Genomic DNA, 16,198 nt, shown 5'->3' with positions numbered 1-16,198 from the left:
GGCGGCATTCGGGCTTACTTGCTGCACTGAAGGTTGTTAGCCACCAGTAAATTATTACCAGAGAAACTCCGGTTATTATTTACCTGGGAAAACAGCGCACCAGAAACAATAAGTACGATACAAAAGCACCGTATCTTCATTGTGCGGTCCATGCGAAGACCGCATCACGACAGCACCACTGGCGATATTGCCGCGATAGCAAGCGCTGTGAAGCACCTGCGTTGCTTATGCAACACAAGTCAATCTGCTGGAAAGGCCGCGAACCAGACCAGCAATAAAAAGCTTATATCACTGGCTCAACCGGCAAATCTGCCCGTGCCCCCCATTCACTCCATGCACCGTCGTACAGTTTTATGTTTGGCACATCCAGCGTAGCGAGTGCCAGCAACACGACGGCTGCCGTTACGCCAGAACCGCAACTGACAATAATTGGTTTGTCATAGCTGACGCCGCGTCCAAAAAATATTGTATCCAGTTCATCGGTCGTCTTCAGTTCGCCTTCGCGCACCAACTCCGTCCACGGAACATTCAGCGCGCCGGGAATATGCCCACGACGTAAACCTGGGCGAGGTTCATCAACTTCAGCATTAAAACGCGCTGCCGGTCGGGCATCAATAATTTGCGCCGTTTTTTCATGGCTTGCCAATAACACATCGGTCACTTTCACCACGGCTTCCAGGTTAAACGCGGTGTTAAACTCCCCTTCCGGCAATACCACCGCGCCCTCTTCTAACAGAAGACCATCGCGCTGCCAGCCCGCCAGTCCACCGCCCAGAATCGACACTTTCTCCACGCCAAAAGTGCGCAGCATCCACCATGCGCGCGGTGCAGAGAAAAGGTTACCTTCATCATAGACAATCAGATGTTTGTCCTGATTAACGCCCAGTTCACGCATTGCCACTGCGAATGTTTCCGGGCGTGGCAGCATGTGCGGAAGCGGGGAAGTGTGATCGGAAAGTGCTTCGATATCGAAAAATACTGCGCCGGGGATATGTCCATTGAGATATTCCTGGGCAATGTCACGATCTTCCTGTCCGGGCGGTGCCATACGGGCATCAATAATCTGAATTTCCGGATCATCTATATGTTCAGCGAGCCAGTCGGCTCCTACAAACCATGTCGTGGACATAGGCATCTCCATTTTTGCCGGGGTTAAGCTAAATTGTCGGATGTTTGCCGAAAAGCGACAAGCAAAAGAGACTGATTTGGCTGTCTGAGCCACATTTCTCACTAAAATTCGGATTCTGTAGGCGTGATAGTGAATTACATAACGTCATTTCTCACGCATAATAATTATTCGATGTTGCTAACGGGCCATTGTGGCAGGGATGAGAGATGAAAAAGTTACGCATAGCCGCCTGCATGTTAATGCTGGCGCTGGCAGGGTGCGACAACAACGATAACGCGCCAATAGAGGTGAAAAAAGACGCGTCCTCAGAAGTTGCTAAAGACACATCGTCGGGAAATACGAATTCTGCAAAAACCTCCGCGGTAGAGCGACAAAAACTGGCACAACAGAGTGCCGGTAAAGCACTGACATTGCTGGATCTCTCTGAAGTACAACTCGATGGCGCAGCCACGCTGGTGCTGACTTTCTCCATCCCCCTCGACCCGGATCAGGATTTCTCGCGTGTTATCCATGTCGTCGATAAAAAGAGCGGCAAAGTGGATGGTGCCTGGGAGCTATCAGATAATCTCAAAGAGCTACGCTTGCGCCACCTTGAACCTAAACGTGATTTGATCGTCACTATTGGCAAGGAGGTCAAAGCTCTCAATAACGCAACCTTCAGTAAAGATTACGAAAAAACGATTTCTACCCGCGATATCCAACCCAGCGTCGGTTTTGCCAGCCGTGGTTCGCTGCTGCCCGGGAAAGTCGTTGAAGGGCTGCCGGTAATGGCGCTCAACGTTAATAATGTCGATGTTAACTTCTTCCGTGTGAAGCCTGAATCTCTGCCTGCTTTCATTAGCCAGTGGGAATACCGCAATTCGCTGGCGAACTGGCAATCGGACAAACTATTGCAGATGGCTGATCTGGTCTACACCGGGCGTTTTGATCTCAATCCTGCGCGTAACACCCGTGAAAAATTATTGCTGCCGCTGGGCGATATCAAGCCGCTTCAGCAGGCGGGCGTGTATCTGGCGGTGATGAATCAGGCCGGACGTTACGATTACAGTAATCCGGCTACGTTGTTTACGTTAAGTGATATTGGCGTATCGGCCCACCGTTATCACAATCGTCTGGATATCTTTACCCAAAGCCTGGAAAACGGCGCGGCTCAGCAAGGAATTGAAGTCTCGTTATTAAATGAGGAAGGGCAGACGCTGACTCAGGCGACCAGTGATGCACAGGGCCATGTGCAACTGGAAAATGACAAAAACGCGGCACTGCTGCTGGCGCGTAAAGACGGTCAGACAACGTTGCTTGATTTAAAACTTCCGGCGCTGGACTTAGCGGAATTTAACATTGCAGGCGCGCCAGGCTACAGCAAGCAGTTCTTTATGTTTGGCCCGCGCGATCTTTATCGCCCTGGCGAAACGGTAATTCTCAATGGGTTATTGCGGGATGCGGACGGTAAAATGTTACCGGATCAACCTGTCAAACTGGACGTGATTAAACCCGACGGGCAGGTTCTTAGGAGCGTCGTTAGTCAGCCGCAAAATGGCCTCTATCACTTTACCTGGCCACTCGATAGCAGTGCGCCAACAGGCATGTGGCATATCCGCGCTAACACGGGCGATAACCAGTATCGAATGTGGGATTTCCACGTCGAAGATTTCATGCCTGAGCGTATGGCGCTGAATCTGAGTGGCGAGAAAACGCCGTTAACGCCGAAAGATGAGGTGAAATTCTCTGTGGTGGGTTACTACCTGTACGGAGCGCCTGCTAACGGTAATACCTTGCAGGGGCAGCTTTTCCTGCGGCCACTGCGTGAAGCGGTTGCTGCATTACCCGGTTTCGAATTTGGTGATATTGCTGCCGAAAACCTTTCCCGATCATTGGATGAAGTCCAGTTGACGCTGGATGATAAAGGGCGCGGCGAAGTTTCTACAGAAAGTCAGTGGAAAGAAACACATTCTCCATTGCAGGTTATTTTCCAGGGGAGTTTACTGGAATCCGGCGGCCGCCCGGTGACGCGCCGTGTTGAACAGGCTATCTGGCCTGCGGATGCGTTGCCAGGGATCCGCCCGCAGTTCTCGTCAAAATCGGTTTACGATTACCGCACTGACAGCACGGTAAAACAGCCCATTGTTGATGAAGACAGTAACGCTGCTTTTGATATCGTTTATAGCGATGCACAGGGCGTGAAAAAAGCCGTGTCGGGCTTGCAGGTGAGACTGATTCGTGAACGTCGTGATTACTACTGGAACTGGTCGGAAGATGAAGGCTGGCGGTCGCAGTTTGATCAAAAAGATCTGATCGAAAATGAGCAAACACTGGATCTGCAAGCGGGTGAAACCGGCAAAGTGAGTTTCCCGGTAGAGTGGGGCGCTTATCGTCTGGAAGTCAAAGCGCCGAATGAAGCGGTCAGTAGCGTGCGTTTTTGGGCCGGATATAGCTGGCAGGATAATAGCGACGGTAGCGGTGCGGTACGACCAGACCGTGTCACGATGAAACTGGATAAAGCCAGTTATCGACCTGGCGATACGATCAAGTTGCATATTGCTGCGCCAACGGCGGGTAAAGGCTACGCGATGGTCGAGTCCAGTGAAGGGCCGCTGTGGTGGCAAGAGATTGATGTCCCGGCACAAGGGCTGGATTTGATGATTCCGGTCGATAAAACCTGGAATCGACATGACCTCTATTTAAGTACGCTGGTGGTTCGTCCGGGAGATAAATCTCGTTCCGCGACGCCAAAACGTGCGGTTGGCGTGTTGCATTTGCCGCTTGGCGATGAAAACCGTCGCCTCGATCTGGCGTTGGAAACACCAACAAAAATGCGCCCCAATCAGCCATTAACCGTGAAAATCAAAGCCAGCAATAAAAATGGTGAGATGCCAAAACAGGTGAATGTGCTGGTGTCGGCCGTTGATAGTGGTGTGCTGAATATCACTGATTACGTTACACCAGATCCGTGGCAGGCATTCTTTGGTCAGAAACGTTATGGTGCTGATATTTACGATATTTACGGTCAGGTTATTGAAGGTCAGGGACGTCTGGCAGCGCTGCGCTTTGGTGGCGATGGCGATGAGCTGAAACGCGGGGGTAAACCGCCCGTGAACCACGTCAATATTGTTGCGCAACAGGCACAGCCGGTAACGCTCAACGAACAGGGGGAAGGCACGGTTACGCTACCCATTGGCGATTTTAATGGTGAGCTACGAGTCATGGCGCAGGCCTGGACAGCGGATGACTTCGGCAGCAGCGAAAGTAAAGTGGTTGTTGCCGCACCGGTGATAGCGGAACTGAATATGCCACGCTTTATGGCCAGCGGCGATACCTCGCGTCTGACGCTGGATATCACTAATCTTACCGATAAACCGCAAAAACTGAACGTTGCTCTGACCGCCAGCGGTTTGCTTGAACTGGTGAGTAACTCGCCCGCAGGCGTTGAATTAGCGCCAGGCGTGCGAACTACGCTGTTTATCCCGGTACGCGCACTGACGGGCTATGGCGATGGCGAAATTCGGGCCACCATTAGCGGGTTAGTGTTACCGGGGGAAACCGTTGCCGATCAGCATAAGCAGTGGAAAATTGGCGTCCGTCCGGCATTCCCGGCACAAACGGTCAATTATGGTACGGCGTTGCAGCCTGGTGAAACATGGGCGATGCCAACTGATGGATTGCAAAACTTCTCGCCTGTTACGCTGGAAGGACAGTTGTTGTTGAGCGGCAAACCACCGCTGAACATTGCTCGTTATATTAAAGAGTTAAAAGCGTATCCTTACGGATGTCTGGAGCAAACCACCAGCGGCCTGTTCCCGTCACTTTATACCAATGCCGCCCAGCTACAGGCATTGGGTATCAAAGGCGACAGTGATGATAAACGCCGTGCGGCAGTCGATATTGGCATTTCGCGTTTGCTGCAAATGCAACGTGATAACGGCGGCTTTGCGCTGTGGGATAAAAACGGTGACGAAGAGTACTGGCTGACTGCCTACGTGATGGATTTTCTGGTTCGCGCAGGTGAGCAGGGTTACAGCGTGCCGACAGAAGTCATTAACCGGGGAAATGAGCGTCTGCTGCGCTATTTACAAGATCCGGGCATGATGTCGATTCCGTATGCGGATAACCTCAAAGCCAGCAAGTTTGCCATACAGTCTTATGCTGCGCTGGTACTGGCACGGCAGCAAAAAGCACCGCTGGGTGCACTGCGTGAAATCTGGGAGCGTCGTGCAGATGCTGCTTCGGGTTTGCCACTGTTGCAACTTGGCGTTGCGCTGAAAACGATGGGCGATGCGACGCGTGGTGAAGAAGCGATTGCACTGGCGCTGAAAACGCCGCGCAATGATGAGCGGAAATGGCTGGGCGATTACGGTAGCCCACTGCGCGACAACGCGTTGATGCTCTCCTTGCTGGAAGAGAACAAACTGTTGCCAGATGATCAGAACACCTTATTGAACACGCTTTCGCAGCAGGCGTTTGGTGAACGTTGGCTATCAACTCAGGAAAGTAACGCGTTGTTCCTGGCTGCCCGTGCGATTCAGGATTTACCGGGCAAATGGCAGGCGCAAACGTCTTTCTCTGCCGCACCGCTGACAGGCGAGAAAGCGCAAAACAGCAATCTGAATAGCGATCAACTTGCAACTTTGCAGGTAACCAACAGTGGCGACCAACCGCTATGGCTGCGTGTGGATGCCAGCGGTTATCCGCAGTCCGCACCGCTTCCAGCGAATAATGTTCTGCAAATTGAGCGCCATATATTAGGTACTGATGGTAAGAGCAAGTCTCTGGACTCGTTGCGTAGTGGCGATCTGGTGCTGGTCTGGTTGCAGGTAAAAGCCAGTAACAGCGTGCCGGATGCGCTGGTGGTTGATTTGTTGCCAGCGGGTCTGGAACTGGAAAACCAGAACCTGGCGAACGGCAGCGCCAGTCTGGAACAAAGTGGTGGCGAAGTGCAAAACTTGCTCAATCAAATGCAGCAAGCGAGCATTAAGCACATTGAGTTCCGTGACGATCGCTTTGTGGCCGCGGTTGCCGTTGATGAATATCAACCGGTAACGCTGGTATATCTGGCGCGGGCGGTAACGCCGGGAACGTATCAGATGCCGCAGCCGATGGTGGAATCGATGTATGTTCCCCAATGGCGGGCGACGGGTGCGACTGAAGATTTGCTGATTGTCAGACCGTAAATGCCTCGTCTGTTAACAAAACGCGGCTGCTGGATAACGCTGGCAGCCGCGCCTTTTATCATCATTCTGGCGGCGTGGGGAGCAGATAAACTCTGGCCTCTGCCGCTACATGAAGTCAATCCCGCACGCGTGGTTGTGGCGCAGGACGGTACGCCACTGTGGCGCTTTGCTGATGCAGATGGTATCTGGCGTTATCCGGTAGCAATCGAAGATGTTTCTCCACGTTATATTGAAGCACTGATTAATTACGAAGATCGCTGGTTCTGGAAGCATCCGGGCGTAAACCCGTTCTCGGTGGCGCGCGCAGCCTGGCAGGATCTGACTTCTGGTCGGGTTATCTCTGGCGGTAGCACGCTCACCATGCAAGTGGCGCGTCTGCTTGATCCTCACCCCAAAACGTTTGGCGGCAAAATTCGTCAGCTCTGGCGCGCGTTTCAACTGGAGTGGCATCTGTCTAAACGTGAAATTCTGACTTTGTATCTTAATCGCGCCCCGTTTGGCGGTACGTTGCAGGGAGTTGGGGCAGCAAGCTGGGCTTATTTTGGGAAATCGCCTGCAAATTTAAGCTATTCCGAGGCAGCAATGCTGGCGGTATTACCGCAAGCACCCAGTCGGCTGCGCCCGGATCGCTGGCCGGAGCGTGCCGAGGCTGCGCGTAATAAAGTGCTCAAACGGATGGCAGTGCAAGGTGTATGGTCCCGTGAGCAGGTAAAAGAGTCAATCGAAGAACCTGTCTGGCTGGCACCCAGACAGATGCCAAAACTGGCACCGCTGTTTTCGCGGATGATGCTCGGTAAAAGTAAAAGCGACAAAATCGTTACTACACTGGATGCAGGCCTTCAGCGGCGTCTGGAAGAACTGGCGCTAAACTGGAAAGGACGATTGCCGCCGCGCAGTTCACTGGCGATGATCGTGGTTGATCATACTGATATGCGTGTTCGCGGCTGGGTAGGATCGGTTGATCTCAATGATGATTCACGCTTTGGTCATGTCGATATGGTTAATGCGATCCGATCGCCGGGATCGGTGCTTAAACCGTTTGTCTATGGTCTGGCGCTGGATGAGGGATTGATCCATCCGGCATCGTTGTTGCAGGACGTCCCCCGACGCACCGGCGATTATCGACCAGGTAACTTTGATAGCGGATTTCATGGCCCGATCAGCATGAGCGAGGCGCTGGTGCGCTCGCTGAACTTACCCGCCGTGCAGGTGCTGGAAGCCTATGGTCCGAAACGGTTTGCGGCAAAGCTGCGTAACATCGGGTTACCGCTGTTTCTGCCCAACGGTGCTGCGCCGAATCTGTCGCTCATTCTCGGCGGCGCAGGTGCAAAACTGGAAGATATGGCAGCAGCGTATACCGCTTTTGCTCGCCGCGGTAAGGCAGGTAAATTGCGCTTACAGCCTGACGACCCCCTGCTTGAACGCCCCTTAATGTCGCCGGGGGCTGCGTGGATCATCCGCCGGATCATGGCTGATGAAGCGCAACCCTTGCCGGATGGCGCTTTGCCGCGCATCGTACCACTGGCATGGAAAACTGGCACCAGTTATGGCTATCGAGATGCATGGGCGATAGGTATAAATGCTCGCTATATCATCGGTATCTGGACCGGCAGGCCGGACGGTACGCCTGTTGTTGGTCAGTTTGGCTTTGCCAGCGCCGTACCGCTGTTGAATCAGGTCAATAATATCTTACTGTCGCGCAGTGCAAATCTGCCAGAAGACCCACGTCCGAACTCTGTAAGCCGTGGTGTTATCTGCTGGCCGGGCGGGCAGTCTTTGCCGGAAGGTGACAGTAACTGTCGGCGTCGCCTGGCAACCTGGTTACTGGATGGAAGCCAGCCGCCAACTCTGTTACTGCCGGAGCAGGAAGGGATTAATGGCATACGTTTCCCTATCTGGCTGGATGAAAATGGCAAACGAGTCGCTGCCGATTGTCCACAGGCGCGACAAGAAATGATAAATGTCTGGCCGCTACCGCTGGAACCCTGGCTGCCTGCTCCGGAACGCCGGGCTGTGCGTTTGCCTCCGGCATCGACAATGTGCCCGCCATACGGTCGCGATGCCCAACTCCCGTTGCAACTAACAGGAGTACGTGATGGCACCATTATTAAGCGATTACCTGGCGCTGCTGATGCTTCTTTGCCTGTGCAAACCAGTGGTGGCGCAGGTGAACGCTGGTGGTTTCTTAATGGTGAGCCGTTAACTGAACGTGGGCGTAACGTTACGCTGCGTTTGAGTGAAAAAGGCGATTATCAATTACTGGTGATGGATGAAATGGGGCAAGTAGCGACGGTGAGATTTTCCATGCAGTAGTCTGTTTCACGACGGTTTGTTGCTTAAGCTCGGTTTATTTTAAAAAAATGTTACCTTCATCAATAGTCAACGGCCTTGTTGCTCATTATAATCCGCGCCATCTCGTACGCTGGTACAGACAACAACAGAACAATTTACAGAGGTAAAAATGGCTATTGAACGTACTTTTTCCATCATCAAACCGAACGCGGTAGCAAAAAACGTCATTGGTAGTATCTTTGCGCGCTTCGAAGCTGCAGGGTTCAAAATTGTCGGCACTAAAATGCTGCACCTGACCGTTGAACAGGCTCGTGGTTTTTATGCTGAACACGATGGAAAACCGTTCTTTGATGGTCTGGTTGAGTTCATGACCTCTGGCCCGATCGTGGTTTCTGTGCTGGAAGGCGAAAATGCGGTTCAGCGTCACCGCGATCTGCTCGGCGCAACCAACCCGGCAAATGCGCTGGCGGGTACTCTGCGTGCTGATTACGCTGACAGCCTGACTGAAAACGGCACCCACGGTTCTGATTCCGTAGAATCTGCCGCTCGCGAAATCGCTTATTTCTTCGGTGAAGGCGAAGTGTGTCCGCGCACGCGTTAATAATTTCGTAAATGCCGCGTGCAAACGTGGCATCCGTGCGCCAGAATTTGTACAATGCAGCGCCCCCGGACGAGCAGCCGCTCACCGGGGCGTTTCTTTTTTCAACCCTCCAGGGGCCATAACGTGTAATAACGAGGCCGGAATAGCATATGTCTGAACAATTAGTCACACCTGAAAACGTCACCACGAAAGATGGGAAAATCAACCTGCTGGATCTCAACCGTCAGCAGATGCGGGAGTTTTTTAAAGAGTTAGGTGAAAAACCCTTCCGCGCCGATCAGGTGATGAAGTGGATGTATCATTATTGCTGCGACAACTTTGATGAGATGACCGACATCAACAAAGTGTTGCGCGGCAAGCTGAAAGAGGTGGCGGAAATCCGCGCACCGGAAGTGGTTGAAGAACAGCGCTCATCTGACGGCACCATTAAATGGGCGATTGCCGTGGGCGATCAGCGCGTCGAAACGGTGTATATCCCGGAAGATGACCGAGCCACACTTTGTGTCTCTTCGCAGGTAGGGTGTGCGCTGGAGTGTAAATTCTGTTCCACTGCCCAGCAGGGCTTTAACCGTAACCTGCGGGTGTCGGAAATTATCGGCCAGGTGTGGCGGGCGGCGAAAATCGTCGGCGCAGCAAAAATCACCGGTCAGCGCCCAATCACTAACGTTGTTATGATGGGCATGGGCGAGCCGCTGCTTAACCTGAGCAATGTGGTTCCGGCGATGGAAATCATGCTCGATGACTTTGGCTTTGGCCTGTCTAAACGCCGCGTGACGCTCTCTACTTCGGGCGTGGTTCCGGCGCTGGATAAACTGGGCGATATGATTGACGTTGCACTGGCAATCTCTCTGCATGCACCAAATGATGAAATTCGTGACGAAATTGTACCGATCAATAAAAAGTACAATATCGAAACTTTCCTTGCTGCGGTGCGCCGTTATCTGGAGAAATCCAACGCTAACCAGGGCCGTGTTACTATCGAGTACGTGATGCTCGACCACGTTAATGACGGTACTGAACACGCGCACCAACTGGCGGAGCTGCTGAAAGATACGCCGTGTAAGATCAACCTGATTCCGTGGAACCCGTTCCCGGGTGCGCCGTATGGTCGTAGCTCGAACAGCCGTATCGATCGCTTCTCAAAAGTACTGATGAGCTACGGTTTCACCACCATTGTGCGTAAAACCCGTGGTGATGATATCGACGCTGCTTGTGGCCAGTTAGCGGGAGATGTCATCGACCGTACTAAACGTACTCTGCGTAAACGGATGCAGGGTGAAACCATCGACATTAAAACGGTCTGATAGCCATTACGCCACGGTTACTTTATGTACCGTGGCGTAATGTTTTATGAATGTCGCATTAAGTTGCAATTGTCTGATCAATATTAACGGTGCGTTTTTGCTGACTTTAAGGCAGTATGTAACGATGCAACAGTAAGTTAGCTTTGATTCACGTGGGCTTTGTCACGAGCACACAGACAGTCTTATACTGTATGATAAAGGTTAACCTTACAGATGTTTCGCGGTGTGGGTGGGCGTGATGGTTCACCGGCATCCCAATTCTCATTTAAACGTACCTGCAGCGAATGAATACTGAAGCCACGCACGACCAAAATGAAGCACTTACCACCGGCGCTCGCTTGCGTAATGCCCGTGAACAAATTGGACTTAGCCAGCAAGCCGTTGCCGAACGACTTTGTTTGAAGGTTTCCACGGTACGCGACATTGAAGAAGATAAGGCACCAGCCGATCTTGCTTCAACATTCTTGCGCGGGTATATCCGCTCTTATGCGCGTCTGGTCCATATTCCAGAAGAAGAACTGCTGCCAGGGCTGGAAAAGCAGGCACCTCTGCGGGCCGCAAAAGTTGCGCCGATGCAGAGTTTCTCCCTCGGGAAGCGACGTAAAAAACGCGATGGCTGGTTGATGACCTTTACCTGGCTGGTTCTGTTTGTAGTGATTGGCCTGAGTGGTGCCTGGTGGTGGCAGGATCACAAAGCCCAGCAGGAAGAGATCACCACGATGGCTGATCAATCTACCGCGGAATTGAATAATAACCAGAGCCAGAGTGTACCGTTAGATACGGCTACTGATCAGAACAGTACCACTACGTCGCCATCGGCGGCGGAGACCACCGTTACGAACACGCAAGCGCCAGCCGTGACGACGCCAGTTCCTGCTGTAGATCCACAGCAGAACGCGGTTGTTCCTCCTTCACAGGCGAATGTTGATACTGCGGCCACTACTACACCGGCGGCTCCGGTTGCAACAACGACGCCAGATGCCGCAGCACCATTGCCAACCGATCAGGCTGCTGTAACAACGCCAGCGGCTGATCCTAATGCACTGGTCATGAACTTTACCGCCGATTGCTGGCTGGAAGTTACCGATGCTGCCGGTAAAAAACTGTTCAGCGGGATGCAACGTAAAGGCGGTAATTTGAATTTAGCCGGTCAGGCACCGTATAAACTGAAAATTGGTGCGCCAGCCGCAGTGCAGATCCAGTATCAAGGGAAACCTGTCGATCTGAGTCGTTTTATCAGAACTAACCAGGTTGCGCGTCTGACCCTAAATGCCGAACAATCACCGGCGCAGTAACAGACGGGTAACGCGGGAGATTTTTCATGCATAACCAGGCTCCAATTCAACGTAGAAAATCAACACGTATTTACGTTGGGAATGTGCCGATTGGCGATGGTGCTCCCATCGCCGTACAGTCCATGACTAATACGCGCACGACGGATGTCGAAGCGACGGTCAATCAAATCAAGGCGCTGGAACGTGTCGGTGCCGATATCGTTCGCGTCTCTGTACCGACGATGGACGCTGCAGAAGCGTTCAAACTTATCAAGCAGCAGGTTAATGTGCCGCTGGTGGCCGACATCCACTTCGACTATCGCATTGCGCTGAAAGTGGCGGAATATGGCGTTGATTGCTTGCGCATTAACCCTGGTAATATCGGCAATGAAGAGCGTATTCGCATGGTGGTTGACTGCGCGCGCGATAAAAACATTCCGATTCGTATTGGCGTTAACGCCGGATCGTTGGAAAAAGATCTGCAAGAAAAATATGGCGAACCGACGCCGCAGGCGCTGCTGGAATCCGCTATGCGTCATGTTGATCATCTCGATCGCCTGAACTTTGATCAGTTCAAAGTCAGCGTGAAAGCGTCTGACGTCTTCCTGGCCGTGGAGTCTTACCGTCTGTTGGCAAAACAGATCGATCAGCCGTTGCATCTGGGTATTACCGAAGCCGGTGGCGCACGTAGCGGGGCAGTGAAATCCGCTATTGGTTTAGGTCTGCTGTTGTCGGAAGGCATTGGCGATACGCTGCGCGTATCACTGGCGGCAGATCCGGTTGAAGAGATCAAAGTCGGTTTTGATATTTTGAAATCGCTGCGGATCCGTTCGCGCGGGATCAACTTCATTGCCTGTCCGACCTGTTCTCGTCAGGAATTCGACGTTATTGGTACGGTCAACGCGCTGGAGCAGCGTCTGGAAGATATCATCACCCCGATGGACGTTTCTATCATCGGCTGTGTGGTGAACGGTCCTGGCGAGGCGTTGGTTTCCACGCTTGGCGTCACGGGCGGCAACAAGAAAAGCGGCCTCTATGAAGATGGCGTGCGCAAAGACCGTCTGGACAACAACGACATGATCGACCAGTTGGAAGCACGCATTCGTGCAAAAGCCAGCCAACTGGACGAAGCGCGTCGAATTGACGTTCAGCAGGTTGAAAAATAATAACGTGATGGGAAGCGTCTCGCTTCCCGTGTATGATTGAACCCGCATGGCTCCCGAAATATTGAGGGAAGCGTTGAGGGTTCATTTTTATATTCAGAAAGAGAATAAACGTGGCAAAAAACATTCAAGCCATTCGCGGCATGAACGATTACCTGCCTGGCGAAACGGCCATCTGGCAGCGCATTGAAGGCACACTGAAAAACGTGCTCGGCAGCTACGGTTACAGTGAAATCCGCTTGCCGATTGTAGAGCAGACCCCGCTATTCAAACGTGCGATTGGTGAAGTCACCGACGTGGTTGAAAAAGAGATGTACACCTTTGAGGATCGCAATGGCGACAGCCTGACTTTGCGCCCTGAAGGGACGGCGGGCTGTGTACGCGCCGGCATCGAGCATGGTCTTCTGTACAATCAGGAACAGCGTCTGTGGTATATCGGGCCAATGTTCCGTCACGAGCGTCCGCAAAAAGGGCGTTATCGTCAGTTCCATCAGTTGGGCTGCGAAGTCTTCGGTCTGCAAGGCCCGGATATCGACGCCGAACTGATTATGCTCACCGCCCGTTGGTGGCGCGCGCTGGGTATCTCTGAACACGTTACCCTCGAGCTGAACTCAATTGGTTCGCTGGAAGCGCGTGCCAATTACCGCGATGCGCTGGTTGCTTTCCTCGAACAGCATAAAGAAAAGCTGGACGAAGACTGCAAACGCCGCATGTATACCAACCCGCTGCGCGTGCTGGACTCCAAGAATCCGGAAGTGCAGGCGCTACTTAACGATGCTCCGGCGTTGGGCGATTATCTGGACGAAGAGTCTCGCGAGCACTTTGCTGGTCTTTGCAAACTGCTGGAGAGCGCAGGTATCGCCTACACCGTAAATCAGCGTCTGGTTCGTGGTCTGGATTACTACAACCGTACCGTTTTCGAGTGGGTGACTAACAGTCTTGGTTCTCAGGGCACAGTGTGCGCAGGCGGTCGTTATGACGGTCTGGTGGAACAACTGGGCGGACGCGCAACACCGGCAGTGGGTTTTGCAATGGGCCTCGAACGTCTTGTGTTGTTAGTTCAGGCAGTTAATCCGGAATTTAAAGCCGATCCTGTTGTCGATATATACCTGGTGGCCTCAGGTGCTGATACTCAATCTGCGGCTATGGCATTAGCTGAGCGTCTGCGTGATGAATTACCTGGCGTGAAATTAATGACCAACCACGGCGGCGGCAACTTTAAGAAACAGTTTGCCCGTGCTGATAAATGGGGCGCATGTGTTGCTGTGGTGCTGGGTGAGTCCGAAGTGGCCAACGGCACGGCAGTAGTGAAGGATTTGCGCTCTGGTGAGCAAACGGCAGTTACGCAGGATAGCGTAGCCGCGCATTTGCGCACGTTACTGGGTTAAGGAAGGAGAAGGACAGCGTGGAAATTTACGAGAACGAAAACGACCAGGTTGAAGCAGTTAAACGCTTTTTTGCTGAAAATGGCAAAGCACTGGCTGTTGGGGTGATTTTAGGTGTTGGCGCACTGATTGGCTGGCGCTACTGGAACAGCCATCAGGTTGAGTCCTCACGATCCACTTCTCTTGCTTATCAAAATGCGGTTACCGCAGTGAGCGAAGGCAAACCGGACAGCATCCCGGCGGCGGAAAAATTCGCTGCTGAAAATAAAAATACTTATGGCGCGCTGGCTTCTTTGGAACTTGCGCAGCAATTTGTTGACAAAAATGAACTAGAGAAAGCTGCCACCCAATTACAACAAGGGTTGGCGGACACGAGCGATGAAAATCTCAAAGCCGTGATAAATCTGCGTCTTGCCCGAGTTCAGGTGCAGCTCAAGCAGGCTGATGCCGCGCTGAAAACCCTCGATACCATTAAAGGTGAAGGTTGGGCTGCTATTGTTGCTGACCTGCGTGGTGAAGCATTGCTGAGCAAAGGTGATAAGCAAGGTGCGCGTAGTGCGTGGGAAACAGGCGTGAAAAGCGATGTTACCCCGGCACTGAGTGAAATGATGCAGATGAAAATTAATAATTTGTCCATCTGAGAGGGACCCGATGCAATTGCGTAAATTACTGCTGCCAGGAATGCTTTCCGTTACCCTTTTAAGCGGCTGTTCGCTGTTTAACAGTGAAGAAGATGTGGTGAAGATGTCCCCATTACCGACCGTTGAAAACCAGTTTACGCCGACCACGGCGTGGAGCACTTCCGTTGGTAGCGGCATTGGTAACTTCTACTCTAATCTTCATCCGGCATTGGCGGATAACGTTGTCTATGCTGCCGATCGCGCTGGTTTGGTTAAAGCGATGAATGCGGATGACGGCAAAGAAATCTGGTCTGTCAGTCTGGCCGAGAAAGATGGCTGGTTATCTAAAGAGCCTGCGTTACTTTCCGGCGGCGTGACCGTCGCGGGTGGTCATGTCTATATTGGCAGCGAAAAAGCGCAGGTTTACGCGCTGAACACCAGCGATGGTACTGTTGCATGGCAAACCAAAGTAGCGGGTGAAGCACTTTCTCGTCCGGTAGTCAGTGACGGTCTGGTTTTGATTCACACCAGCAACGGTCAGTTGCAGGCGTTGAACGAAGCTGACGGCGCTGTTAAATGGACAGTTAACCTCGATATGCCTTCGCTCTCTCTGCGTGGCGAGTCTGCGCCAGCAACTGCATTTGGTGCGGCAGTGGTCGGTGGTGATAATGGTCGCGTCAGTGCTGTGTTGATGCAGCAGGGACAGATGATTTGGCAGCAGCGTATCTCCCAGGCGACCGGTTCTACCGAAATCGACCGTTTGAGCGATGTTGATACTACGCCGGTTGTGGTGAACGGTGTTGTTTTCGCGCTGGCCTATAATGGTAACCTGACGGCGCTTGATTTGCGCAGTGGTCAGATTATGTGGAAACGCGAGTTGGGTTCGGTGAATGATTTCATCGTCGACGGCAACCGCATCTATCTGGTCGATCAAAATGACCGGGTGATGGCGCTGACCATCGACGGTGGCGTTACACTGTGGACTCAAAGCGATCTGCTGCATCGCCTGCTGACGTCCCCGGTGCTGTATAATGGCAATCTGGTGGTGGGTGACAGCGAAGGTTATCTGCACTGGATTAACGTTGAAGATGGCCGTTTCGTTGCCCAGCAAAAAGTTGATAGCTCCGGTTTCCAGACTGACCCGGTTGCCGCTGATGGCAAACTGCTGATCCAGGCAAAAGACGGGACCGTGTATTCCATTACACGTTAATCGTCTCTGTCGTTCACTTTGAAAACGGCTCCTGGACAGGGGCCGTTTTCCTGTT

The 16,198-nt window shown here is 52.5% G+C and carries 11 protein-coding genes; 9 read left to right on the top strand and 2 right to left on the bottom strand.

Annotated elements, in window-relative coordinates; genetic code table 11:
- Positions 1-14: 14 nt before the first annotated feature.
- Positions 15-140, bottom strand: a complete 126-nt coding sequence (gene timP / locus BEA93_RS26090; protein WP_242664687.1) for a small toxic inner membrane protein TimP — start codon at positions 138-140, stop codon at positions 15-17.
- 143 nt (positions 141-283) lie between these two features.
- On the bottom strand, positions 284-1,129 hold the full coding sequence (sseA, locus tag BEA93_RS11975; protein WP_000108593.1) for a 3-mercaptopyruvate sulfurtransferase: 846 nt from the start codon (positions 1,127-1,129) through the stop codon (positions 284-286).
- Between the two features lie 206 nt (positions 1,130-1,335).
- Here sseA and yfhM point away from each other — a divergent pair, with 206 nt between their 5' ends.
- From yfhM to bamB, 9 genes are all read left to right on the top strand, one after another.
- The gene (yfhM, locus tag BEA93_RS11970) at positions 1,336-6,294 is read left to right on the top strand and encodes an alpha2-macroglobulin (protein ID WP_061090347.1); all 4,959 of its coding nucleotides are present in this window, start codon (positions 1,336-1,338) and stop codon (positions 6,292-6,294) included.
- Positions 6,295-8,607: a peptidoglycan glycosyltransferase PbpC gene (gene pbpC / locus BEA93_RS11965; protein WP_061090346.1), complete on the top strand. Its 2,313-nt coding sequence runs from the start codon at positions 6,295-6,297 to the stop codon at positions 8,605-8,607.
- A gap of 148 nt (positions 8,608-8,755) precedes the next feature.
- Positions 8,756-9,187: a nucleoside-diphosphate kinase gene (ndk, locus tag BEA93_RS11960; protein ID WP_000963841.1), complete on the top strand. Its 432-nt coding sequence runs from the start codon at positions 8,756-8,758 to the stop codon at positions 9,185-9,187.
- A 149-nt stretch (positions 9,188-9,336) separates the two neighbouring features.
- Positions 9,337-10,491: a bifunctional tRNA (adenosine(37)-C2)-methyltransferase TrmG/ribosomal RNA large subunit methyltransferase RlmN gene (locus BEA93_RS11955; protein WP_061090345.1), complete on the top strand. Its 1,155-nt coding sequence runs from the start codon at positions 9,337-9,339 to the stop codon at positions 10,489-10,491.
- A gap of 284 nt (positions 10,492-10,775) precedes the next feature.
- Positions 10,776-11,786 carry a cytoskeleton protein RodZ gene (gene rodZ, locus BEA93_RS11945; RefSeq protein WP_105224812.1) on the top strand — a complete coding sequence of 337 codons (1,011 nt, stop codon included), beginning with the start codon at positions 10,776-10,778 and terminating at the stop codon, positions 11,784-11,786.
- A gap of 26 nt (positions 11,787-11,812) precedes the next feature.
- Positions 11,813-12,931 (top strand): flavodoxin-dependent (E)-4-hydroxy-3-methylbut-2-enyl-diphosphate synthase, encoded by a 1,119-nt coding sequence (gene ispG / locus BEA93_RS11940; RefSeq protein WP_000551807.1) that lies wholly within the window; start codon positions 11,813-11,815, stop codon positions 12,929-12,931.
- A 110-nt stretch (positions 12,932-13,041) separates the two neighbouring features.
- Positions 13,042-14,316: a histidine--tRNA ligase gene (hisS, locus tag BEA93_RS11935; protein ID WP_105224813.1), complete on the top strand. Its 1,275-nt coding sequence runs from the start codon at positions 13,042-13,044 to the stop codon at positions 14,314-14,316.
- Positions 14,317-14,333: 17 nt separating this feature from the next.
- Positions 14,334-14,954, top strand: coding sequence for an ancillary SecYEG translocon subunit YfgM (gene yfgM / locus BEA93_RS11930; RefSeq protein ID WP_000409215.1), 621 nt, complete (start codon positions 14,334-14,336; stop codon positions 14,952-14,954).
- A gap of 10 nt (positions 14,955-14,964) precedes the next feature.
- Entirely contained in the window at positions 14,965-16,143 is a 1,179-nt protein-coding gene (gene bamB / locus BEA93_RS11925) for an outer membrane protein assembly factor BamB (RefSeq protein WP_001177078.1), read from the top strand.
- Positions 16,144-16,198 lie beyond the last annotated feature (55 nt).

The sequence above is a fragment of the Escherichia sp. MOD1-EC5950 genome, assembly GCF_002965345.1.
Classification (GTDB): domain Bacteria; phylum Pseudomonadota; class Gammaproteobacteria; order Enterobacterales; family Enterobacteriaceae; genus Escherichia; species Escherichia marmotae.
This window is presented reverse-complemented; position numbering and strand designations above follow the sequence as displayed.